Genomic DNA, 23,169 nt, shown 5'->3' with positions numbered 1-23,169 from the left:
GCCGCCATCGGTTGCTCGACGCCGGTACCGACCTCACTGGCTCGCCATGCCGGTCAGCATCGCGCCGAGGGCGACGAAGTGGATCAGCATGATCGCCCTGTCGTTCCACAGCACGCCGACGAACAGCCAGCCAAGAACCCCAACGACGAATAGATATAGGTTCCACGGCGTCCAGCCGAAGGCCGTCCCGGCATAGCCGAGGATCTGGATGACCGAGGCCCCCCACTTCACGACGAAGGCGGTCCGGTCCCGGCCCGCGATATCGGTCGCCTCAGACACCACGGGTCAGCCCCCCGTCGATCCGCCAGTTCTGGCCGGTGACGTAGCCGCCGTCCTCGGAGGCGAGCCAGCCGATCAGGGAGGACACCTCCTCCTCCCGGCCGTAACGGCCCATTGGAATGCGCGACCGTCGGTCCTCCGTCTCGGGCAGGCTGTCGATGAAGCCGGGCAGCACGTTGTTCATGCGGATGTTCTGCGCCGCATACCGGTCGGCATAGAGCTTGGCGAAGCCGGCAAGCCCCGCGCGGAAGATGCCCGAGGTGGGAAAGAGCGGGTCGGGCTCGAATGCCGCAAAGGTCGAGATGTTGATGATTGCGCCGCCGCCCTGCGCCGCCATGAGCGGCGTGACGAGCCGGGTAGGGCGGATCACGTTCATCAGGTAGACCTCGAGCCCCTCGTGCCAGTCCTCGTCGGCGATCTCGAGGATGTCGCCCTTCGGGCCATGCCCGGCCGAGTTGACCAGCACGTCGATCCGCCCCCAGCGTTCCATCGCCCCGTCGACGAGACGGCTCAGATCGTCGACCGATCGGTTCGAGCCGGTGACGCCGAAGCCGCCGAGTTCCTTGCCCAGAGCTTCTCCCTTGCCCGAGGAGGACAGCACTCCGACTTTGAATCCGTCGGCCGCCAGCCGCCGCGCAGCTCCAGCTCCCATGCCGCTGCCGCCAGCCGTGATTAGCGCCACTTTTCTTGTCGCCATCTCTGCGCGCTCCTTAACTTTCCTGCGGCGCCTGTTGCGCCCATGGATCATCAGATAAGGGGCTTGAACGAATGCGACCAGTCAGGTGAACTGTTGCGTGGGTGTAGGAGAACTATCGTGTCGAGCGAAGCCGATCTGCCCTCCCTGAGCGGGCTGCGCGCCTTCTCGGCGGCCGGAAGGCACCTGTCCTTCCGCGCGGCGGCAGAGGAATTGGGCGTGACACAGGGGGCTGTGGCACAGCAGGTGCGCGGTCTCGAGGAACATCTCGGCCTGCGTCTGTTCCTTCGCGAGCCGCGGGGGCTGAGCCTCACCGAGGCGGGGCGGGTCTACCATGTCGCTGTGGCCCGGGCCTTTTCCCAGCTCATGGACGCAACCGCCGCGCTTCGGGAAACGCCGTCGCGGGTGACGATCAGCGTGACCCCGACCTTCGCGTCGAAATGGCTCATCCCGCGGCTTGCGGAGTTCACCCAAGCCCATCCCGGGATCGACCTGCGGATCACCGCGACCGAGCGCGTCATGAGCTTTCACTCGGACGGCATCGACCTGGCGGTGCGGCAGGGGCGCCCGCCATTCGGAGCGAGCCTGCGCGGCGACCTGCTGTTTCCGCAGGAGGTTATCGCGGTGTGCTCGCCACAACTGGTTGCCAATCAGGGAGGGCTTCTCGATGCGGTGGCGCTCTCGCGCATGACCTTGCTACACGACACGCATGATCTTTGGCCGCAGTTCCTCGAGATGGCATTCGGGACCGAATTGGCCGCGCCACGCGGACTTCGGTTCAGCCAGACGACACTGAGCCTCGACGCGGCTCTGGCCGGTCAGGGCATCGCCTTGGCCAGCCGATTCCTCGTGCAGCGGGACCTCGATGCGGGTCGCCTCGTGCAGCCTGTCGAGGCCGCGCTCGAAGGGGGGCAGGACTTCTACGCCCTGCTGCCGCGTCAGGGCGCATCCGATGCGGCCATGCGCGTGAGGGACTGGCTGCTCAGCATGGCGCGCGGCGAAGTCCGGCAGGGTTGAAGCGATAGTTCGACCAATGAAGGGCGCCCACCAGCACCATCATTGGACGCTCCCGTAACCTACACAGAAGTGCGGCCCAAGCTGAGGGAAGATCAGAAGTCCGCGATGTGCTTCGACGCTATCGCGGCAGTTTTCCTGCCGCAGGACCGTTCTGGAACGCTTGGACAAGTTCGCGACGCACCGGATCAATGTCTGCTGTGGGCCGGGAGCACCGAAGCAGGGAAGAGTGGCAAGCTGCCGATCGCTTTCGCGATCCGATCTGTAGGTGTGGCTCCGCATGGGAGAACCAGCGGTTCGAAAGGACAATCGGTCAAGTCGGGCATCCAAGAAGTCCTGCCTGATACAGCGCCTCGCCTAGGGGTAGGCGTCTGAGGTTCCATCAGTCCCGTCTCATCCCAGCCATCTGGGTGCGCGTGTTCCGATGCCTGTGCTGGCCCTGTCGCGCGGGGCAGAGAGCCACCCGTTACCGCGCTCGGTGCCAAGGTCCGAAGCAGGCAGTAAGCGGTCCTTGAATATGGGCGACACCTCCAGCGTAGGCGGTTCCGGGCAGCGGTGTAGGGCAGAGCCAGGCGGTGTTCATACGCCTGTAAAACGCTTCCGGGCTTCGATGCGACTGACAGGATTACCACCTGTCAGCGCCGGTAAATCGCGGTGCCAGATCTTAAACCGCAGCCGCGAGCGCAATCTGAAAAGGGTTGACCAAACGGAATGCGATCCGTTATGACACCGATGTCATGACACCGATGTCATTCCATGCGGTGTGAATGGCTAGGGTGAGGGGAGCGAGACGATGGCCACGATCTACGACGTTGCAAAGCAGGCTGGCGTCTCTCCCAAGACTGTCTCGCGGGTGATCAATGGCGACGCGCCGGTCGGGACCAAGACACGCGATGCGGTCGAGGCCGCCATTCGTGAACTCGACTACCGCCCCTCGCGTGCGGCGCGGACGATGCGCTCCAGCCGGTCCGGATTGATCGGGCTGATCACCGGGGCGATCTCCCGCGGTGACGGAAGCGCCGGGCCATCCGGCCTGCCGGACCTGTTCATCGTGCAGGCGATCCAACGCGTCGTGGCCGAGGCGGGCCTGACCCTGATGATCGCCGATACCGGGGGCGAGGCGGATCGCGCCTCCGAGTTGGTGGCGACCTTCGCTCAGCACCGGGTGGAGGGGCTGGTCTATGTCGCTGATCATCATCAGCGGATCGATGATCTCGACCCGCGCGGCGCGCCGCTGGTGCTGGCCAACTGTTTCGACGCCGCGGGCACGCCCGCGGTTCTGCCCGATGACCGCGCCGGCCAGCGCGCATTGGTCGAACGGGTGATCGCTGCCGGGCATCGTCGCATCGGTTATCTCACCCTTCCTGCGGGCATGGTCGCGACGGAACTTCGCAGCCAAGGCTATCGCGAGGCGCTGGAGGCCGCGGGAATAGCCTTCGACCCAGAGCTGGAGATCGAGGGCTTTGCGGATCGCGGCGAGGGACCCAAGCCGTTCCTTACATCCGCGCTCGACCAACTGCTGGCGCTCGAGGATCGGCCGAGCGTGATCTGCTGCGGCAACGACGAACTGGCCCTCCGGCTCTACGGCGAACTGCGCGAACGCGGCATCCGCGTGCCGCAGGAGATCTCCGTTGCCGGCTACGACGATTACCGCGTTATTTCCGAGACGCTGTATCCGCCGCTCACCACAGCGGATCTGAACTACCGCGGCATCGGCGAGGCGGCGGCGCGCCGTCTTCTTTCGCTGATCGCGGGGGCACCGGCACCGACCGAAGTCGAACTGGTCGGCGGACCGGTCTGCTGGCGCCAATCCGTTACCGAACACTGACACGCAACTGGGAGGAGACCCGAAGATGACCAGAACGAACCTGATGGCAGGCACGATCCTTGCCAGCGCCCTCGCCACCGGTGCGGCTGCGCAGACCGAGCTGAGCATGTGGTATCACGGCGCCGGCAACGAGGTCGAAAGCGATATCATCAACGGCATCGTCAACGACTTCAACGAAAGCCAGGAGGAATGGAGGGTCAGCCTGCAAAGCTTCCCGCAGGGCAGCTACAATGACAGCGTGATCGCCGCAGCGCTGGCGGGCAACCTGCCCGACATCCTCGATGTCGACGGTCCCGTCATGCCGAACTGGGCCTGGTCCGGCTACCTTCAGCCGCTGCCGATCGACGAGGCGATCATCGAGAACTTCCTGCCCGGTACCAAGGGCGAATGGGATGGCAAGCTTTACTCGATCGGCCTGTGGGACGCCGCCGTCGCCATGGTGACGCGTCAGAGCTACCTCGAAGAGCACGGCATCCGCATTCCGACGCTCGAGGAGCCCTGGACGCTCGAGGAATTCGACGCCGCCTTGGTGACACTGAAGGACAGCGGCGACTTCCAGTACCCGCTCGATCTCGGCATGGCTTGGACGGGTGAATGGTATCCCTATGCCTTCAGTCCCTTCCTGCAAAGCTTCGGCGGCGACATCGTCGATCGCGAGACCTACACCACGGCCGAAGGCGCGTTGAACGGCGATGCCGCGGTCGAGTTCGGCGAATGGTGGCAGTCGCTGTTCGAGCGCGACCTTGTGCCCGGCACCAGCCAGGACCCCGCCGACCGCGAGAACGGCTTCGTCGAGGGCAAATACGCGATCAGCTGGAACGGCAACTGGGCCGCGATGAACATCCTCAATGAATTTGGCGAGGATACGCTGTTCCTGCCGGCACCGGATTTCGGCAATGGCCCGGTGATCGGCGCGGCCAGCTGGCAGTTCGGTGTCTCGGCGTCCTCCGAACACCCCGAGGGCGCGGCTGCCTTCATCGAATTTGCGCTGCAGGATGAGTATCTCGCGGCCTTCTCGAACGGCATCGGACTGATCCCGCCGACCGAGAGCGCGGCCGCAATGACCGAGAACTACAAGGATGGCGGCCCGATGGCGGTGTTCTATGACCTCTCCGAAAGCCAGGCGAAGCTGCGCCCGGTGACGCCGGGCTACGTCGTCGCCGCCAAGGTGTTCGAGAAGGCGCTCGCGGACATCGCCAACGGTGCCGACGTGGTCGACACGCTGGATGCGGCGGTCGACGAAATCGACGCCGACATCGAGCGCAACCAGGGCTACGGCCACTGATCCTCCCCAGCCCGGCCCCCTTCCTCCCGAGGGGGCCGGCCCCAGACGCGAGGTGACCCATGTCCCGCTCCAGACTGACGCAATCGAACCGGGCCGGGTGGGCCATGGCGCTCCCGGGTTTCGGATTGATCGCGGTCTTCATCATCCTGCCCTTCTTCTTCGCCTTCGGGCTGAGCTTCACCAATCAGCGGCTGATATCGCCGAACCCCACCGAATGGGTGGGCTTGGACAACTATCGCCAGCTGATGGGGATGGGGGTCCTCACGCTTGAACCGGAGCGTGATGATGAGGGCACCCTTATCCGCGACGAGGACGGCGCGCTCGCGTATCCGCGGCTGCGCAATTTCACCCGGGGCAATCCGGACTACGCGCATCTCGATGGCATGCGCGAATGGCTGAGCTGGAGCTGGGGCGAAAACCAGGTCGTGGTGCTGGCGCGCGACGTCGTGTTCATGACCGCGATCGTCAACACCTTGACCTTCGTCCTCATCGTGGCGCCGGTGCAGGCCGCCCTTGCGCTCGGGCTGGCGCTGCTGATCAATCAGCGGCTCCGAGGCATCAACATCTTCCGCACCATCTACTTCATGCCGGTGGTGGTCTCGATCGTCGTCGTCTCGCTGCTGTGGCGCTTCATCTATGACGGCAATGACGGTTTGCTGAACAACATCCTCTCGGCAGTCACCTTCGGTGCCTTCGAGCCGGTCGACTGGCTCGGCAATCCCGACACGGCGCTGCCCGCGATCATGGCGATGTCGATCTGGCAGGCGGTCGGTTTTCACATGGTGATCTGGCTCGCTGGGCTTCAGACGATCAGCCCGACACTCTACGAAGCTGCCGAGATCGAAGGCACCTCACGCTGGCAGACCTTTCGCTACGTGACTTGGCCGGGGCTGCGAAACACCGCCGTGCTGATCCTGATCGTCATCACCATGCAGGCTTTCGCGCTCTTCGCACAGATCGACGTGATGACCGGCGGCGGGCCGCTCGACAGCACCCAGACCATCGTCTTCCAGGCCGTGGAACGCGGCTATGGCAAGCAGGACATCTCCGGCGGCTCGACCATCTCGGTGCTCCTGTTCCTGCTGGTTCTCACCATCTCGCTGATCCAGCGATACCTGACGCGGGAGCGCAACTGATGGCCCAGATCGATCCGTCCAATCGCGGCCTCAGGCTGGCTGTACGCTACGCGGTGCTGGTGCTGATCGCGGTGATCTTCATCTTCCCGCTGGTGTTCATGGTGGTGAGCTCGTTCAAACCCGATCAGCAGCTTCTGTCGGACACTGGCAGCCTGCGAGCCTTCCTCCCGGTGGGAGACATCTCCTTCGACAACTACGCCGCCGCCTTCCAGCGTGCGCCGGTGAGGCTGTTCATCTTCAACTCCGTGTTGGTAACGGCGGTCACGGTGGTGTTGTCGCTTCTTGTGTGCTCGCTCGCTGCCTTCGCCTTCGTCTTTCTCGAATGGCGCGGCTCGGGGGTCCTGCTGTCGATCATTCTCGCCACGCTGATTGTGCCCTTCGAGACCATCGCCATCCCGCTGCTACTGATGGTCAACCAGCTGCCCTGGATTGGCTTCGACGGGCTGAGCTTCGGCTGGCTGAACTCCTACAGGGTGCAGATCCTGCCCTTCGTTGCCGACGGTCTGACGATCTTCCTCTTCGTGCAGTATTTCCGCGACCTGCCGCGCGAGCTGATCGAGGCCTCCCGCGTCGAGGGTGCAAGCTGGTGGATGATCTACCGCCGCATCGTCATGCCGCTCGCTGGTCCCGTGCTGGCCACCGCCGCGATCCTGAAGTTCCTGGTGATGTACAACCAGTACCTCTGGCCGCTGATGGTGGTGCAGGAAGAGACCTACCGCCCCGTCATGGTCGGGCTGCAATACTTCTTCCAGCTCAACCGCGCCTGGGGCGAGATCATGGCCTACCTGTCGCTGATCACCCTGCCGGTGCTCGCCTTCTACTTCGTGCTGCAACGCGCCTTCATCTCCTCGATCGCCTCGACCGGCGTGAAGGGCTGACGCCATTCATTCGCAAGGACACGACATGACCCTCGCACTCGACGACAAATGGATCTGGGACAGCTGGTATGCCCATGACGGGCAGCGCTGGCACGGCTACTTCCTGCAAGCCGACAAGTCGCTCGGCGATCCGGGCCTGCGGCACTTCAACGTCTCCCAGGGCCATGCCGTCTCCGACGATCTGGTGAACTGGGAGCACAAGGGCACCTGCCTGAAGCCCGCGCCGAAGCCGGCCTGGGACGACACCACCACATGGACCGGCTCGGTGATTCAGGGGCCCGACGGACTCTGGCACCTGTTCTACACGGGCGGCGGCTCGGCCGAGAAGGGGCTCTACCAGCGCATCGGCCACGCCACCTCGACCGACATGCATTCCTGGGAGCGCGTGGGCTCCGGCCTCTGCCTCGACATGGAAGGGCCGAATGCCGCGCATTACGAGGCCGAAATGCAGGTGGGCTTCTGGCCCGACCGGGCGATGCGCGATCCCTTCGTGATGAAGGACCCCGACGGCGACGGCTACCTCATGTATTTCACCGCCCGTGCGCCGGGCATCGAGGAAGCCAATGCCGGCGGCGCGATCGGCTTCGCGACCTCGCCGGATCTTTACGAGTGGACGCTCCAGCCCCCGGTCTTCGTCGGCGATTACGGCCAGCTCGAGGTGCCGCAGCCCTTCGAGATCGACGGGCGCTGGTACTGCCTGTTCTGCACCGCCGACATCCACTGGTCCGAGGACCGAAAGACCAAGGCAGGCGTGCCGCCGGTCACCGGCAACCACTACCTCGTCGGCGACGGCCCGCGCGGGCCATGGCGGGTGGCCCCCGGTTTCCTCGACGGCGATCTGCCCTGCTATCGCTACGCGGCAAGGGTGCTGATGACCGAAACGGGCCCGGTGCTGATGGGCTTTCGAGACGGCGGCAAGGAGGCTTTCGGCGGCTACGTGATGGACCCGGTGCCGGTGAAGGTCGACGCCGAGGGACTGCTCTACATCGAAGCTTCCGACAGGGGGAAATGACATGGCGACGGTGAGGCTGAAGGACATCCGCAAGCGCTTCGGCGCGACGGAGGTGATCAAGGGCATCGACCTCGAGATCGAGGATGGCGAGTTCGTGGTTTTCGTGGGCCCGTCGGGCTGCGGCAAGTCGACCTTGCTGCGGATGATCGCGGGACTGGAGACGATCTCCGACGGAACGCTGGAGATCGGCGGTCGCGTGGTGAACGAGGTGCAGCCCAAGGAACGCGGCATCGCCATGGTGTTCCAGAGCTACGCGATCTTCCCCCACATGACGGTGCGCGAGAACATCGGCTTCGGCCTGACCGTCGCCAAGGCCCCCAAGGCCGAGCGGGAGGCCGCGGTGCAGGAGGCGGCGCGCATCCTCCAGATGGAGCACCTGCTGGACCGGCGGCCCAGCCAGCTTTCCGGCGGCCAGCGCCAACGCGTCGCGATCGGGCGCGCCATCACCCGCAAACCCGAGGTATTCCTGTTCGACGAGCCTCTGTCGAACCTCGACGCGGCGCTCAGGATGGACATGCGGATGGAGATCGGCCGGCTCCACAAGGAGCTCAAGACCACGATGATCTACGTCACGCACGATCAGGTCGAAGCGATGACGCTGGCCGACAAGATCGTGGTGCTGAAGGATGGCGAGGTGCAGCAGGTCGGCGCGCCGATGGATCTCTATCACAACCCCGCCAACCTCTTCGTCGCCAAGTTCCTGGGCGCGCCATCCATGAACCTGATCGAGGTCGAGGTGGCCGAGGCGCGTGCCGGCTCGGCAGTAGTGAAGAACCCTGCGCTCGACCCGATCGAACTGCCTTGCAAGCTCGACGGGCTTCGTCCCGGCGAAAGGCTGACGCTGGGCCTGAGGCCGCAATACCTGCACCCTTCGCTCGATCCGTCCGAAGGCAAGCTGCATGGCAAGGTGAAGCTGACCGAGCGGCTCGGCTCTGAAACCGTGGTCGATCTCGAGCTGACCGATGGCAGTCCTTTGATTGCTGCGCTCTCAGAAGATGCCGTGTTCGAGCGTGGCCGTGAGGTGAGTCTGACCTTCCGCCCAGAGCAGACGCACCTTTTCCGGGGAAGCCCCAACTGAGCGCGGCTTGATGCCAAGATGTCGGGCACAGGCGACGGCTTCATTGGCCGTCGCGTAGCGGTTGGAGCAGCTGTTCCCTGTGCGGGAGAGAAATGTCGGCTGAGGTCTTGGAACTGCCTTGATAAGGAAGGGCAGGGATCTGTCCTTCGCGGCGGTGTGAGCCGAAGTCCGCAAGGTGGACGCTGCACAGCGCTTTCAGGCCGTAGCCTATGGCCAGTATCGTCCGTGAAAGATCAGGGCGGTAAGCCGACATTCGCCGCAGGCCGGGCCGAGGTCCGGTGAGCGGACAAAGCAGAAGTTCGCTCATTGCATGCCTACCAACTCTGCCCCCTTCATCAACGAGACTAAGGCAGCCAGACTGACATTCAGGATAAACCGAAAGTGCGCAGATTGAAAATTAAGTGTCTTATGCTGGACGTGGATGGTGTGTTGGTCTTCGGACGTCCAACTGACGGTCAACACTGGATGGTTGGGCTATTGGACGACTTGGGAATCTCGCCTCGCGACCTCGCCCGCGAATTTATCAGAGCTGAGTGGCAAAGTGTCGTGATTGGTCAAAAAGAACTTATGCCGACTCTTCGAGAAGCGTTGATAAAAATTGGAACAGACGTTTCCGCCGAAACACTGGTAAGCTACTGGTACGAGCAGAGTTCTCGGGTTGTGCCGGATGTTCTCGCAGATGTGCGGGACGCAAGATGTCGAGGGATTCCAGTGTATCTGGCAACCAATCAAAGCTACTCCAGAGCGGATTATCTTCTGAATAAGGTGGGTCTAAATAGCGAGATTGATGGAGTCGTCTATTCGGCGATGGCGGGCCATCAGAAACCGGACGCAGGGTTCTACAGATTCGCGGAGGAGCGGGCCGGATATAACCCCGATGAACTGTTGTTGGTCGATGACAAACTGGAAAACGTCGAGGCAGCGATTTCTGCCGGCTGGAATGGGGTCCATTGGAGCGATGGCGATAGCTTAACCGAAATCTTGAAGCGCCATATTGGATGAGAAGGGGTCGAAGCTGACCTTTGCTACGCAAGGCATGAAGGTCGGCTTAGCGCCGGAAGCACCAAAGCAGGGGAGGGTGGGAAGCGGCCCTTCGCTGCGCGCAACAGGAACGGCCGCTTCTATGGCAGTGCTCAGGCTTGCTTCCGGGAGGCCTCGAAGTCGGCCCTCAGAGACGCGGTGTCGTAGATGATGGTCATCCGGGCGAAGCGCTGCCGGTCCTCGGCCAACTCGAAGACATCGACGCATTCGAACTCCACGACCTTGCCGCTGGCCAAGGTCCAGACGTAGCGGAAATGCAGAGCGACGGAGCGGCCTTCGGCAGAGCTGTCGAAGACGTTGAGGAGCGTCGTCTCCGACCGGGAGGTATCCGCGAAAAGCTCGGCGTAGAAGTCGTGCGCGGGCCGGACGCCGTAGAGCGGCGACACAATCTCGGCGTCAGGGGTGAACAGGGCGCGCACGCCCTCCAGATCGCCCGTGTTCAAGGCGTCGAGGTAGCGGTGGCAGAGGTCATCGAGGGTCATTCCGGTCTCCTTTGGGGAACCAAGCCCGGACGCCTCTGAACCGATCGAGCCGCCCATGGGCGGCGGCTTCTCTGATCGTCACGCATCATCGAGCCGCCGTCAGGGACGGCGGTAATAGCTCAAGGTCTGATGGCAACGGATCATCGGGTCTCGGTATCGGTCCCATCGAGATCTGTCAAAACCATTCGCCGCTGCCAGACGACCGATGACGATTCTCTGGGCGGTGCGGCGGCATTCATCGGCCGGGCTTCCAAGACCCCGCGACAGGCGACCGCTTACTCGCTCCATCCCGCATGACCGGACAGCCGGGCGATCAGGAAGTCCATGAAGATCCGGGTTTTCGGGGTCAGCACGTTGGTGCGCGGATAGACCAGCCAGAGCACGGAGCGGTCGTTCATTTTCCACTCTGACAGAACCCGGACAAGCCGGCCCGCGGCCAGTTCATGGGCGACGTTCCACAGAGAGTTCATCGACAGCCCGGCCCCCGCAAGGGTTGCCTCGCGCTGCGCATCGCCGTCATCCACGATGGTTCGGCAGGCCATGCGGGCGGGGTCGAGCAGGGCTTTCTCTCCGGCCGCGTTCACCAGTTCCCGTGGCTCGAGGTTGCTCCAGGCGATGAGCTGGTGGCCCGCCAAATCCGCCGGCGTGGCCGGTGTGCCATGCGTCTCGAGATAGGCCGGCAACGCGCAAAGAACCCGGGTGTCGTCGGCCAGCTTGCGGCCCTTCAGGCTGCTGTCGCTCAGCGGCCCGCTGCGCAGGGCCAGATCGAAGCTGCCCTCGATCGCGTCGAACCGCGTGTCGGATAGGCGCAGGTCAAGGGTGAGATCGGGATAGAGCTCGTGGAACTCGGGCAGCAGCGGCATGATGTGCAGCTGCGCGAAGCTGCTGGGTGCTGCGAAGCGTAGCGTGCCCTTCGGACCTGCTTCCGTGCCGCCCAAGGCAGCCCGGGCCGCATCGGCCTGGGCAAGAATTTCGCGGGCATAGGGCAGGAAATCCGACCCCTCCAGCGACAGCGACACCTTGCGGGTGGTCCGGCGCAGAAGCTCCACGTCGAGCTCCTGCTCCAGCTTGGCGAGACGCGCGCTTGCGACCGCGGGGGCGAGGCCCAGCGCGCGCCCTGCGGCGGAGATATTGAGCCGTTCGGCCGCCATCACGAAGAGACGCAGGTTGTCGGTGTCCATGGCGATTATATCCCAAAGCCGAATAATCAAATCCGGAAGCTGCCGGTTTCCCAGAAATTCGCAAGAGATATCTTGGGGAGCAACGGAATGACGTCATCGAGGACATGTCAGATGAAGGCGATCGGCTATCGCGCAGCAGGTGCGGCGGGCACTCTGGAGATTTTCGACGCGGACCGGCCCGAAGTTCGGCCACGCGACCTGCTGGTGGAGGTCAAGGGCGTCTCGGTCAACCCGGTGGACGTCAAGCTGCGCGCGGCGGTGCAGTCCGAGGGCGGCGCGCGGATCTTGGGCTTCGATGCAGCCGGGGTCGTGGTGGAAATCGGCGACGAGGTCGCGGGCTACGAGGTGGGTGACGAGGTCTTCTATGCCGGCGACGTCACCCGCGCCGGCACGAATGCAGCGCTTCACGCGGTCGACGAACGGATCGTCGGGCGCAAGCCCACTAGCCTCGATTTCGCCGAAGCCGCCGGCCTGCCGCTGACCACGATCACGGCGTGGGAGATGCTGTTCGAGTCCTTCCGCCTGACCGAAGGGGGCGGCACCGGTCAGACCCTGCTCGTCATCGGCGGGGCCGGTGGCGTGGGGTCGATCCTGATCCAGCTCGCCAAGGCGCTGACCGGTCTCACGGTGATCGCGACCGCCTCGCGCCCCGAGACGCGGGACTGGGTGCGCAAAATGGGCGCCGATCACGTGGTGGATCATCGTGGCGATCTCGCGGCGCAGGTGGCCGAGCTGGGCCTGACGCCCGGATATGTGGCGGCGCTGACCGCGACGGATCAGCACTGGCCCGCGATCATCGAGCTGATCGCACCGCACGGCCAGATCGCGCTGATCGACGACCCCGAGACGCTCGACATCAAACCCGCGAAGCCCAAGGCGCTGAGCATCCACTGGGAGTTCATGTTCACCCGCTCGATGTTCGGGACCGAGGATATCGGCGCCCAGCGGGAGCTGCTCAACCGCGTGTCGGAGATGATCGACGCGGGCGCGCTGCAATCTACCGTGACCGAGCGGCTGGGCCCGCTAAGCGTCGAGACCTTGCGCGCCGCGCATCTGCGGCAGGAGAGTGGCCGGGTGATCGGCAAGCAGGTTCTGGGCGGGTTCTGAGGCTGTGCGACAAGGAGATCGAAGATGTTGGACAAGACCGGACCCGCGGCATTCCCGAGCCCGAACCGCGCCTACAACACCGTCTTCAGGCCGGGACGGATGAGCATCGGGCTGGTCGTTCCGCTCGAAGCCTATCCGCACGGCGCCGGGCCCGACATGGCGCGTCACATCGAGCGCGCGCGGCTGGCCGACAGTCTCGGCTTCTCGGCGCTGTGGCTGCGGGACGTGCCGTTCAACGTGCCCTCCTTCGGCGATGCCGGGCAGCTCTTCGATCCCTTCGTCTACCTCGGGGCGCTGGCGGCCTCGACGCGAGATATCGCACTCGGCGTGGCCAGCATCGTCCTGCCACTGCGCCACCCGGCCCATGTAGCCAAGGCCGCCGCTTCTGCCGATGTGCTCTCGGGCGGGCGGCTTCTGCTGGGTGTCGCCTCCGGCGACCGGCCTGACGAATATCCCGCCCTGAACATGATCTTCGAGGATCGCGGCGAGAGGTTCCGCGACAGCCTGGACTACATCCGGGCGATGGCCGAGGATTACCCGTGTCGCGACACAGCGCACGGAACGCTGTCGGGCGGGATCGACATGTTGCCCAAGCCCGCGAGCGGCCGCCTGCCGCTCTTGATCACAGGCGGGAGCCAGCAATCTCCCGACTGGGTCGCGCGGAACGGCGACGGCTGGATGACCTATCCGCGCGACGCGGCGACGCAGGGCCACGTGGTCGGCGAGTATCGCCGCCGGATCGCCGAGGCCGGTCTGCCCGACAAGCCGGTGATGCAATCCCTCTACGTGGATCTCGTCGCGCAAGCGGACGCGTCCCCCCAGCCGATCCATCTCGGCTTTCGGTCGGGAACGGAACACCTGCGGCGCTACCTGACGCAGATCCGCGACCTCGGCATCAACCACGTCGCCCTGAACCTGCGGTTCAACGGCGCGGATATCGAGGACACCATGCGTCGACTGGCGGACGAGATCCTGCCGGAGTTTCACAGCTGAGGAGACACCAATGGCCAAGACGATCCTGATCACCGGCGCCACCGACGGCATCGGCCTGCTGACCGCGAAGACGCTGGCCGCGCAGCGCCACACCGTCCTGCTTCACGGGCGCAGCGCGGAAAAGCTGGAAGCTGCCGCGCGGGAGGTGGCCGATGCCTCGGAGACGTTCCGCGCCGACCTGTCCCGCCTCGTAGAGGTCGCGGCGTTGGCCGAAGACATCCAGAGCCGCCACGACCGCATCGACGTGCTGATCAACAACGCGGGCGTCCTCAAGACCCCCCAGGCCCGGACGACCGAGGGGCTCGACACCCGCTTCGTCGTCAACACCCTCGCGCCCTATCTGCTGACGCGGCAGCTGCTGCCGATCATCCCGAAGGATGGACGCGTGGTGAACCTGTCCTCGGCGGCCCAGGCGCCGGTGGATACGAACGCCCTGCGCGGCAGGCACGCGCTCGATCACATGCAGGCCTACGCCCAGAGCAAGCTCGCTATCACGATCTGGACGCAGGAGATGGCCCGCGCCCATCCGGACGGCCCGGCCTTCATCGCCGTGAACCCCGGCTCCCTGCTGGCCTCGAAAATGGTCAAGGAGGGCTTCGGCGTGGCGGGCAACGACCTATCGATCGGGGCCGACATCCTAGGCCGCGCTGCGCTGTCGGACGAGTTCGCCGAGGCCACCGGCCGCTACTTCGACAATGACAGCGGGCGTTTCGCGCAGCCCCACGCGGCGGCAAGTGACAGGAGCCAAGTCGCCGCGGTCATGGACGCGATCCGCGACCTCACCGGCGGAGCGGGGCACGGCGGAAGCTTGACTTTGAAGATCGTCGCAGGGTCGCCTTAACCGCCACGGCGGAGGAGACATGACAACGGGCACCTTTGACGCCTGGTCGGAGAGCGCGGCCTCGTGGAGGCGCTACGAACTGCAGCACAAGCTCGCGCGCGATGCCGCGCGACCGGTCCTGCGCCTCTGAAAGGTCGCCGGGCCCAAAACTCTCAAGGCGAGACAGGCGCAGACGGGTCGCGGCAGCTGAAAACGGGGAGCCGCCAACAAAAGGACTATATCCTATTCCCGAAAACTGAACTCCGATCTGGGCAGATTATATCCTTAGTGCAGTTCCCGTATCTCCTGACCAACGCAACACTCGGCAGGAGATACCGATGAAAGCCATGACCCTGAACGACTACGGCACCGAGGCGGCCTTCCATGAGGCCGACATGCCGCGCCCGCAACCCGCCTCTGGCCAAGTCCTCGTCCGGGTCAAGGCGACGAGCGTCAACACGATCGACACGATGATCAAGGCCATGGGCAAGGACCTGCCCCTGTCACCCGACCTGCCGGCCGTGCTGGGCATGGATTTCGCCGGCATCATCGAGGAGGTCGGTGAAGGCGTGACCGGTTATGCCGTGGGCGACGAGGTCTATGGCTGCGCCGGCGGGTTGGCCGATCTTCAGGGCGCGCTGGCGGAATTCATCCCCGCCGACGCCAGGCTGATCGCGCCCAAGCCCAAGACGCTGTCGATGCGCGAGGCCGCTGCCTTGCCGCTGGTGGGCATCACGGCTTGGGAAGGGCTGGAGCGCGCGGGCGTCGACGCCGGGCAGAAGGTGCTCGTGCAGGGCGGTGCAGGCGGCGTCGGGCATCTCGCCGTGCAACTGGCGCGTCACCTCGGGGCCGAGGTTTCCGCGACGGGCACCGGCGACGGCCAGCTTTCGGTGATCGAAGGTTACGGGGCCCGACCCATCGACTTCATGGCCGAGAGGATCGAGAACTACGTCGCGGCCCATACCGGCTTCGACGCGGTCTTCGACACGGTCGGTGGGGCCAACCTCACGAACTCCTTCGCGGCGGCGGCGTTGAACGCCCATGTGGTCACGACGGTCGCCCTGTCGGAAATCGACCTGTCGCCCGCCCACTTCAAGGGGCTCTCCCTGCACGTCGTCTTCATGCTGCTGCCTATGCTGCACGACGTCCGGCGCGAGGTTCATGGTGAGATCCTCGCGAAGCTTTCCAAACTGGTCGATGCCGGTGCGGTGAGGCCGCTGCTGGACGAACAAACTTTCGCATTGACGCAGGTCGGCGATGCCTATGCCCGGCTGCAAAGCGGACAAGCCATCGGCAAGGTGGTCATCGAGGTCTGATCCTCATGTGCGGACCGGGCATCCAAGCGCCCGGTCGCACCCCCTCAGCAAAGCGCGTGGCCAAACGTTCCTCGATGCTTTCGAGGCTCTCGGCCCCGCCCAGATCGAGGACGCCCAGGCGAAGATCCAAGAACTCGGGCGCAAGACGAAGCGATCACGAAGATTGCAACACGCTCAAACCTGAACCAGAAGCGCCCGTTCTGCGGTGGCGAGCGGTGTCAGAAGTGGGGCCGCACTGGAACCAAGCCCCAGCGTCATTGATACAGCGGCTGCCTCAAGACCGGCGTTAGAATTAGCGAGGCGTCTATCCAAAGAGGTTCATATGGGGCCGATGATGGGGCCGCGATCCCCGTTCCAGTGACACCTATTCGGAGTGGGTGAGTCCCTGGCCAGGATCGCCCGATGCGAGCCGGGGGTACTCAGCAGTGTCCGTCGTCGGTTTCTAGGCCACCACCTTCGCTTCGGCCGGGAGGTGCGACCGAAGCGAAAAGTGCAGTGACAATTTATTCGGTGGGGTCCAGATCTCTGCGGCAGACCAGTTCCGGGGCCAGCGTCGGCGCAAGTGGAAGCCGGAGGGGCGGTGCGCGCGGTGGGGTTGATCGGTTGGACGGGTGTGCAGCGCTCTGACTCCTGTGCCAGCCAGCGAGACAGGAGTCGCAAGCAAAAAGGGCTTCTTCGACGCTATGTCGAAAAAGCCCTTAATAAGCCGTAGCTTGGAATTATTTGGCTCCGGCGGTAGGGATCGAACCTACGACCAATTGATTAACAGTCAACTGCTCTACCGCTGAGCTACGCCGGAACATGGGGGCGATATACAGTCATCCGTTCGGCGGTGTCCAGTGCCTCTCCGAGAAAAATTCTACCTCTCCCGACGTCAATTCAAAGCGCGCCTCGGGCAGGGGTGCGCCGTCGGCCCTCACGAGCTTTCTCTCCATCAAATCAATCAGGTGCGCGAGGATGTTGCGTCGCGCAGCTGGCAGCAACGCCGAAGGCGTGTCGGTGTAGATCGTCGTGGCCAGCCCCTCGGTCGTCTGCGCGCCTTGTTCGAGCGCCGCGAGGATCTGACGCTCGCGCGCGGCGCGGTGGTCGAGGAGCCAGTCGATGCGCGCGGCCGGGTTCTCGATCGTGTCGCCATGGCCGGGCAGGAGCCGGCGCGGGCGCAGGTCGCGCAGCCGGGCGCAGGAGGCACGGAAGGCCGCAACGTCACCGTCGGGCGGCGAAATCAGCGTGCTGGCCCAGCCCAACACCAGATCGCCCGAGAACGCCGTGTCCCGCCAGCCGAAGCACATATGCCCGGCCATGTGGCCCGGCATGTGCCATGCGACGAGCTCGTCAGTGCCGAAGGCCACGGTCGTGCCATCCTCCAGCCGCCGGTCGACGTGGAAACCGTGGTCGAGTCCTTCCCCGCCACCCACGCCGTCCCGGGCGAGGGACCGCATCAGCGGACTGCGCCCCGAATCCGCGGGCCCGAAGCCGCAGACGGGTGCGCCGGTGGCCCGCGTCAGCTTCGGTGCCAGGGCCGAGTGGTCGAGATGGGCATGGGTGACGAGAATGGCCGACACCGGGCGGCCGGCGATGACCTCCAACAGCGCGCCGAGATGCGCCGGATCGTCGGGGCCGGGATCGATCACGCAGAGCCGGTCGTCGCCGAGGATCCAGCTGTTGGTTCCGGGGCCGGTCATCGGCGAGGGATTCGGCGCGCGCAGCCGCAGCAGGTCGGGCTCGTAGCGGATCAGGGGCGCGTCGGTCATGCTTTTCCTTTCCCGGCGGCGCGGCTAGCCTGCGCCATGGCTTTCGACTGGTTGAAACGATGGCTGCCGCGCGGCCTGCAAGGGCGCGCGACGCTGATTCTGCTGCTGCCCGTGGTCACCTTGCAGCTGGTGATCTCGATCAGCTTCGTGCAGCGCCATTACGAAGGCGTGACGCGGCAGATGGCAATATCGGTGCTGCTCGAACTCAACCACTTGGTCGAATCGGTTGACGCCGCACCCGGTCCGGGCGCGGCCCGCGACGTGGCGGCGCGGCTGGGCCGGGCTCTGGAGCTAGAGACCCGTTTCGCGCCGCCGCCGGAGGAGGACCGCGTGGATCGCTGGGACCTGTCGGGGCGGCAGGTGGTGGCGGCGCTGAACGCCGGGCTCGACGAGGTGCTGGTGGTCGATCTCGGCGCCAAGCGGCGGGTGGGGGTCTGGCTCGGCACAGATCACGGGGCGCTCGAGGTCAATTTCGACCGCCGCCGGATCTCGGCCCGCAACCCGCACCAGCTTCTGGTGATGATCGTGGTGCTGGGGGCGCTGTTCACGCTGATCGCCTATCTCTTCCTGCGCAACCAGCTGCGGCCGATCACCCGGCTCGCGGCGGCCGCCTCGGCCTATGGCAAGGGCCGGATCGTGCCCTACCGGGCCGGCGGCGCCTGGGAGGTGCGGGCGGCGGGCAACGCTTTTCTCGACATGCGCAACCGGATCGAGCGGCAGGTCCAGGCGCGTCGCCTGATGCTGTCGGGGCTGAGCCACGATTTGCGCACGCCGCTGACGCGGCTCCGGCTCGGCCTGTCGATGCTGCCGGAGGAGGAGGCCGCGCCGCTGGCTGGTGACGTCGACGAGATGCGCCGGCTGATCGACGCCTTCCTCGAATTCGCGCGCGGCGATGCGTCCGAGAAGGTGGAGCAGACCGATCCCGAGACGCTTGTGGCGCGGGTGGTCGAGGATGCCCAGCGCGCCGGGCAGGCGGTGGCGCTGCGCCCGGGACAGGGGCGTTCCGAGCCGATGCCGCTGCGACCGCTCGCTCTGCGACGGGCGCTCGAGAACCTGATCAACAACGCCTTGCGCTATGGCGCGCGCTGCGAGGTGTCGCTGATCATCGGGCCGCGCAGCCTGCGGATCCTCGTCGAGGATGACGGCCCTGGCATTCCCGCCGACCAGCGCGAGGAGGCGATGCGGCCCTTCACCCGGCTCGACCCGGCACGCAACCAGGACCGCGGCAGCGGCGTCGGGCTGGGTCTCGCCATCGTCGCCGACATCGCGCATGCCCATGGCGGCACTCTGCATCTGGGCGACAGCCCGCGACTCGGCGGGCTCAGGGCCGAACTGGTGCTGGTGCGCTGAGGCCGCCGCGACCGAAGCTGCCCACCGCCTGCGCCGTCATCAGGCTGAGAAACAGGTTCTCGCCGCCGCCCTCGGCCACCATGAACAGGCCGCCGAGAAGCGGCTGGTCGGGCCAGGCCAGGCCGACAAGCACATGCAGCGTGTCGATGCCCATCGCGCAGAGGGCGACGCCGCCGAAGAACAGTCCGAGCCCCGCCGCCCGGCGCCGGAGCCCAACATCCGCGCGGCGCCAGCCAAGCAGCAGCGGGCCGAGGCAGAGAAGGCCGAGCCCGGCCCAGACCACCAGCTCGCATAGCTGGAAGGCAAGGCTGCCGATGCGGTCGAAAAGCCCGGTGCCGAGCGCCAGCGCGATGCTGCCGCGCTCATGCAGCCGCCCGGCATCGTCGAGCACCGCGAGCAGCAACGTCGCCGCGATCGCCGCGGGCAGCAGCGCCCGATCCCGCCGCCATGCGAGGCCGAGCGCTGCGGCGGCGACCAGCCATTTCACGTAGTTGAGCATCTCGGCGATGCCCCAGTCGTGGTCGAACTGGAGCGGCCGGGGCCAATGCACGGACGGGTCGAGCGCCACCATCACCCCGTAGCGTATGCCGATCGCCAGCAGCACGAGATCGAGCGCGACAAGGGTGAACAGAACCCGCCGGTCGAGCCGGCCGAGCCCCCAAGGCAATTCGATCATCTGCTATTCCACGTCCCCAAGGCCCCCGTTCGAGGGTGCCACACGCGTTCCGTGCGGGTCCAGCCCCGGACAGGTCCGAAACCGCGAATGGCGGTTCTTTCACCACTGCCGGGGTTCGAGATGATGATTTGGTAGGCCCGGAGGGATTTGAACCCCCAACCAAACCGTTATGAGCGGTCTGCTCTGACCGTTGAGCTACGGGCCCCCGGGCTTTCTCCTAGCAGACAGCCTGTCCGGGTCAAGTTGGCGCTGGCCCTCGCGGGGGGTCTGAGGTATCGCGGCGTCACTTCACAAACCGGCATTCGGGGGACGCGATGCAGAAGGACGGGCTCACTTACGCGCAGGCGGGGGTGGATATCGACGCGGGCAACGCGCTCGTGGAACGGATCAAGCCCGCGGCGAAACGTACCGACCGACCCGGCACCATGTCCGGCCTCGGCGGCTTCGGCGCGCTGTTCGATCTCAAGGCCGCCGGCTACACCGATCCGATCCTGGTCGCCGCGACCGACGGGGTCGGCACCAAGCTGCGGATCGCGATCGATACCGGCCATGTCGACGGCGTCGGCATCGACCTCGTGGCGATGTGCGTCAACGACCTCGTCTGCCAGGGCGCCGAGCCGCTGTTCTTCCTCGACTACTTCGCCACCGGCAAGCTCGCGCTCGACGATGCGGCGCGGGTGATCGAGGGCATCGCGGCGGGCTGCGAGGCCTCCGGGGCCGCGCTGATCGGCGGTGAGACGGCGGAGATGCCCGGCATGTACCCGGCCGGCGATTTCGATCTCGCCGGTTTCGCGGTGGGCGCGATGGAGCGGGGGCAGGCGCTGCCCGACGGCGTGACCGAGGGCGACGTGCTCCTTGGCCTCGCCTCCGACGGCGTTCATTCCAACGGCTATTCGCTGGTGCGCCGCATCGTCGAGCGCGCCGGGCTGGGCTGGGACGACGCCTCGCCCTTCTCCGACGAAAGCTTGGGCGCGGCGCTGCTGGCGCCGACCCGGCTCTATGTGAAGCAGGTGCTGGCGGCGATCCGCGCCGGCGGAGTGCACGCGCTGGCGCATATCACCGGCGGCGGCCTGACCGAGAACCTGCCGCGCGTCCTGCCTGAGGGGCTGGGCGCCGAGGTCGATCTGGGCGCTTGGACGCTGCCTCCGGTCTTCGACTGGCTGATGCGCGAAGGCGGACTGGAGCAGGCCGAGATGCTCAAGACCTTCAACTCCGGCATCGGCATGGTGCTGGCCGTTTCCGCCGAGCGTGCCGACGCGCTGACCGAGCTGCTGGTCGCCGAGGGCGAGACGGTGCATCGGCTCGGCCGGGTCGTGGCCGGGCAGGGGGTCGCCTACGAGGGCACGCTGTCGTGATCGACCACAAGCGCGTCGCCATTCTGATCTCGGGCGGCGGCTCGAACATGCTGGCGCTGGTCCGCGACATGGCCGGCGACCACCCGGCGAGGCCGGTGCTGGTGGCCTCGAACGACCCGGAGGCGGCCGGGCTGGCCCGGGCCGCCGATCTCGGGATCGAGACGGCGGCGGTCGATCACCGGCCCTTCGGCAAGGATCGCGCCGCCTTCGAGGCGGCCCTGACCGAGCGGTTGGAGCGGGCTCGGCCCGACATCATCTGCCTCGCGGGCTTCATGCGGATCCTGACCCCGGGCTTCATCAGCCGCTGGGAGGGCCGGATGCTCAACATCCATCCCTCGCTGCTGCCGAAATATCGCGGGCTGCACACCCATGCCCGGGCGATCGAGGCCGGCGATGCCGAGCATGGATGCTCGGTGCACGAGGTGACCGCCGAGCTCGACGGCGGCCCGGTGCTCGGACAGGCGCGGGTCAGGATCGAGGCGGGCGATACCCCCGACGATCTGGCTGCCCGGGTCTTGGTGCAGGAGCACCGGCTCTACCCGATGGTGCTGCGGCGTTTCGCCGTCGGCGACCGCCGGCCGGTACTGCTCTGAGGGCCATGCTTTCCATCCCGGCGCGCATCGCCTAAGAGAACGGGGACCGGCGCGCCAGCGCCGCCCTCTTTTCTCCGCAAGCCCGGGACGACATGCAGACGATCACCACCACCGAAGACCTCGCCGCCTTTTGCGACAGGGCTGCGAAGCACCCCTATGTCACGGTGGACACGGAGTTCCTGCGCGAGCGGACCTACTATTCCAAGCTCTGCCTGATCCAGCTTGCCCATCCCGGCGCCGACGGCCCGGATGGCGGTGAGGGCAGTGCCGTGCTGGTCGATCCGCTGGTCGAGGGACTCGACCTCGCGCCGCTCTACACGCTGTTCCGCGACCCGGGCGTGGTCAAGGTGTTCCATGCCGCGCGCCAGGATCTGGAGATCTTCCAGGTCGAGGCCGGGCTGATCCCCGCGCCGCTCTTCGACACGCAGGTCGCGGCGATGGTCTGCGGCTTCGGCGAGCAGGCCGGTTACGAGACGCTGGTGCGCAAGATCGCGCGCGCCGAGATCGACAAGTCCTCGCGCTTCACCGACTGGTCGCGCCGCCCGCTTTCTGAGGCGCAGATGGCTTATGCTCTTGCCGACGTGACGCATCTGCGGGTGATCTACGAATGGCTCGCGGCCCAGCTCAAGAAGACCGGCCGCGCCCGTTGGGTTGCCGAAGAGATGGCGGTGCTGAACGATCCCGCCACCTACCGTGTCGATCCCACCGAAGCCTGGCAGCGGGTCAAGACGCGTTCCAACAGCCCGAAATTCATCGCCGCGCTGCGCGAGCTGGCGCAGTTCCGCGAAGCCTACGCGCAGGAACGCGACGTGCCGCGCTCGCGGGTCTTCAAGGATGACGCACTGGTCGAGCTGGCCTCGACCCGGCCCGCCTCGGAAAAGGATCTGGGCCGGTCACGCCTGCTGCTGCGCGAGGCCCGCAAGGGCGAGATCGCCGAAGGCATCCTTGCGGCGATCGACCGGGCCGCGAAGCTGCCCGCCGACAAGCTGCCGAAGGCCGAGAAGCCGCGCGACCAGCTTCAGGTCAACCCGGCGCTCGCCGACTTGCTGCGCGTGCTGCTCAAGGCGCGCTCCGAAGCCGAAGGCGTCGCGCCCAAGCTGATCGCGTCGTCGGCCGATCTCGACGCGCTGGCGGCGGGCGAACGCGAGGTGCACGCGCTCTATGGCTGGCGCCGCGAGGTGTTCGGCGAGCAGGCGCTGGCGCTGTGCGAGGGCCGCGTGGCGCTCGCCGCGAAGGGCGCGCAGGTAGTGACCGTCGAACTCTGAGCCGCGCCGGCATTTCAATGATCCAAGCGGCGGGG

The 23,169-nt window shown here is 66.0% G+C and carries 22 protein-coding genes and 2 tRNA genes; 16 read left to right on the top strand and 8 right to left on the bottom strand.

What is annotated here, in order from left to right; all coding sequences use genetic code 11:
• Window positions 1–33: 33 nt before the first annotated feature.
• Window positions 34–279 carry a DUF6552 family protein gene (locus FHS00_RS01510; RefSeq protein WP_425486015.1) on the bottom strand — a complete coding sequence of 82 codons (246 nt, stop codon included), beginning with the start codon at window positions 277–279 and terminating at the stop codon, window positions 34–36.
• On the bottom strand, window positions 272–976 hold the full coding sequence (locus FHS00_RS01505; protein ID WP_183469182.1) for an SDR family oxidoreductase: 705 nt from the start codon (window positions 974–976) through the stop codon (window positions 272–274). The genes FHS00_RS01510 and FHS00_RS01505 overlap by 8 nt, the downstream gene beginning before the upstream one ends.
• Before the next feature lie 117 nt (window positions 977–1,093).
• On the opposite strand from FHS00_RS01505, the gene FHS00_RS01500 reads away from it, so the two are divergent.
• The 8 genes from FHS00_RS01500 (at window position 1,094) to FHS00_RS01465 (ending at window position 10,206) form a co-directional block, all read left to right on the top strand.
• Entirely contained in the window at window positions 1,094–1,990 is an 897-nt protein-coding gene (locus FHS00_RS01500) for a LysR substrate-binding domain-containing protein (protein WP_183469727.1), read from the top strand.
• Between the two features lie 790 nt (window positions 1,991–2,780).
• The gene (locus FHS00_RS01495) at window positions 2,781–3,815 is read left to right on the top strand and encodes a LacI family DNA-binding transcriptional regulator (RefSeq protein ID WP_183469180.1); all 1,035 of its coding nucleotides are present in this window, start codon (window positions 2,781–2,783) and stop codon (window positions 3,813–3,815) included.
• Between the two features lie 25 nt (window positions 3,816–3,840).
• Window positions 3,841–5,100, top strand: coding sequence for an ABC transporter substrate-binding protein (locus FHS00_RS01490; RefSeq protein ID WP_183469178.1), 1,260 nt, complete (start codon window positions 3,841–3,843; stop codon window positions 5,098–5,100).
• Between the two features lie 59 nt (window positions 5,101–5,159).
• Window positions 5,160–6,236 carry a carbohydrate ABC transporter permease gene (locus FHS00_RS01485; RefSeq protein WP_183469176.1) on the top strand — a complete coding sequence of 359 codons (1,077 nt, stop codon included), beginning with the start codon at window positions 5,160–5,162 and terminating at the stop codon, window positions 6,234–6,236.
• Window positions 6,236–7,114, top strand: coding sequence for a carbohydrate ABC transporter permease (locus FHS00_RS01480; RefSeq protein ID WP_183469174.1), 879 nt, complete (start codon window positions 6,236–6,238; stop codon window positions 7,112–7,114). Before FHS00_RS01485 ends, FHS00_RS01480 begins: the two co-directional genes overlap by 1 nt.
• Before the next feature lie 25 nt (window positions 7,115–7,139).
• Window positions 7,140–8,126: a glycoside hydrolase family protein gene (locus FHS00_RS01475; RefSeq protein WP_183469172.1), complete on the top strand. Its 987-nt coding sequence runs from the start codon at window positions 7,140–7,142 to the stop codon at window positions 8,124–8,126.
• 1 nt (window position 8,127) lies between these two features.
• Window positions 8,128–9,204, top strand: a complete 1,077-nt coding sequence (locus tag FHS00_RS01470; protein ID WP_183469170.1) for an ABC transporter ATP-binding protein — start codon at window positions 8,128–8,130, stop codon at window positions 9,202–9,204.
• A gap of 408 nt (window positions 9,205–9,612) precedes the next feature.
• The gene (locus FHS00_RS01465) at window positions 9,613–10,206 is read left to right on the top strand and encodes an HAD family hydrolase (RefSeq protein ID WP_183469168.1); all 594 of its coding nucleotides are present in this window, start codon (window positions 9,613–9,615) and stop codon (window positions 10,204–10,206) included.
• 131 nt (window positions 10,207–10,337) lie between these two features.
• Here the strand turns inward: FHS00_RS01465 and FHS00_RS01460 are convergent, their stop codons facing one another.
• On the bottom strand, window positions 10,338–10,727 hold the full coding sequence (locus tag FHS00_RS01460) for a nuclear transport factor 2 family protein (protein ID WP_221188671.1): 390 nt from the start codon (window positions 10,725–10,727) through the stop codon (window positions 10,338–10,340).
• A gap of 275 nt (window positions 10,728–11,002) precedes the next feature.
• A complete protein-coding gene (locus FHS00_RS01455; RefSeq protein ID WP_183469164.1) occupies window positions 11,003–11,908 on the bottom strand; it encodes a LysR family transcriptional regulator in 906 nt (301 codons plus the stop codon).
• Between the two features lie 111 nt (window positions 11,909–12,019).
• Between FHS00_RS01455 and FHS00_RS01450 the strand changes: the two genes are divergently transcribed.
• From FHS00_RS01450 to FHS00_RS01435, 4 genes are all read left to right on the top strand, one after another.
• Window positions 12,020–13,015, top strand: a complete 996-nt coding sequence (locus FHS00_RS01450; protein WP_183469162.1) for a zinc-binding alcohol dehydrogenase family protein — start codon at window positions 12,020–12,022, stop codon at window positions 13,013–13,015.
• Window positions 13,016–13,039: 24 nt separating this feature from the next.
• Window positions 13,040–14,008 (top strand): LLM class oxidoreductase, encoded by a 969-nt coding sequence (locus tag FHS00_RS01445; RefSeq protein ID WP_183469160.1) that lies wholly within the window; start codon window positions 13,040–13,042, stop codon window positions 14,006–14,008.
• Between the two features lie 10 nt (window positions 14,009–14,018).
• Window positions 14,019–14,849 carry an SDR family NAD(P)-dependent oxidoreductase gene (locus FHS00_RS01440; RefSeq protein WP_183469159.1) on the top strand — a complete coding sequence of 277 codons (831 nt, stop codon included), beginning with the start codon at window positions 14,019–14,021 and terminating at the stop codon, window positions 14,847–14,849.
• A 317-nt stretch (window positions 14,850–15,166) separates the two neighbouring features.
• Window positions 15,167–16,144: a zinc-dependent alcohol dehydrogenase family protein gene (locus FHS00_RS01435; protein ID WP_183469157.1), complete on the top strand. Its 978-nt coding sequence runs from the start codon at window positions 15,167–15,169 to the stop codon at window positions 16,142–16,144.
• Between the two features lie 724 nt (window positions 16,145–16,868).
• Here the strand turns inward: FHS00_RS01435 and FHS00_RS01430 are convergent.
• Both FHS00_RS01430 and FHS00_RS01425 read right to left on the bottom strand, forming a co-directional pair.
• Window positions 16,869–16,943 (bottom strand) — tRNA-Asn (locus FHS00_RS01430).
• A gap of 19 nt (window positions 16,944–16,962) precedes the next feature.
• A complete protein-coding gene (locus FHS00_RS01425) occupies window positions 16,963–17,895 on the bottom strand; it encodes an MBL fold metallo-hydrolase (protein ID WP_183469155.1) in 933 nt (310 codons plus the stop codon).
• A gap of 36 nt (window positions 17,896–17,931) precedes the next feature.
• Here FHS00_RS01425 and FHS00_RS01420 point away from each other — a divergent pair, with 36 nt between their 5' ends.
• Entirely contained in the window at window positions 17,932–19,245 is a 1,314-nt protein-coding gene (locus FHS00_RS01420; protein ID WP_183469153.1) for an ATP-binding protein, read from the top strand.
• Here the strand turns inward: FHS00_RS01420 and FHS00_RS01415 are convergent.
• Together FHS00_RS01415 and FHS00_RS01410 are read right to left on the bottom strand one after the other, a co-directional pair.
• Window positions 19,217–19,921, bottom strand: a complete 705-nt coding sequence (locus FHS00_RS01415; protein WP_183469151.1) for a hypothetical protein — start codon at window positions 19,919–19,921, stop codon at window positions 19,217–19,219. The genes FHS00_RS01420 and FHS00_RS01415 overlap by 29 nt on opposite strands.
• A 129-nt stretch (window positions 19,922–20,050) precedes the next feature.
• Window positions 20,051–20,126 (bottom strand) — tRNA-Ile (locus FHS00_RS01410).
• 109 nt (window positions 20,127–20,235) lie between these two features.
• On the opposite strand from FHS00_RS01410, the gene purM reads away from it, so the two are divergent.
• The 3 genes from purM to rnd all read left to right on the top strand — a co-directional run bounded on the left by purM (window position 20,236) and on the right by rnd (window position 23,134).
• The gene (purM, locus tag FHS00_RS01405) at window positions 20,236–21,276 is read left to right on the top strand and encodes a phosphoribosylformylglycinamidine cyclo-ligase (protein WP_183469149.1); all 1,041 of its coding nucleotides are present in this window, start codon (window positions 20,236–20,238) and stop codon (window positions 21,274–21,276) included.
• The gene (gene purN, locus FHS00_RS01400) at window positions 21,273–21,869 is read left to right on the top strand and encodes a phosphoribosylglycinamide formyltransferase (protein ID WP_183469147.1); all 597 of its coding nucleotides are present in this window, start codon (window positions 21,273–21,275) and stop codon (window positions 21,867–21,869) included. Before purM ends, purN begins: the two co-directional genes overlap by 4 nt.
• Window positions 21,870–21,961: 92 nt before the next feature.
• Entirely contained in the window at window positions 21,962–23,134 is a 1,173-nt protein-coding gene (gene rnd, locus FHS00_RS01395) for a ribonuclease D (protein WP_183469145.1), read from the top strand.
• The last annotated feature ends 35 nt before the right edge of the window (window positions 23,135–23,169 follow it).

The organism is Limimaricola variabilis (assembly GCF_014195545.1).
Lineage (GTDB): Bacteria > Pseudomonadota > Alphaproteobacteria > Rhodobacterales > Rhodobacteraceae > Limimaricola > Limimaricola variabilis.
The sequence above is the reverse complement of the archived record's forward strand: the minus strand, read 5'-3'. Positions and strand labels throughout refer to the sequence as shown.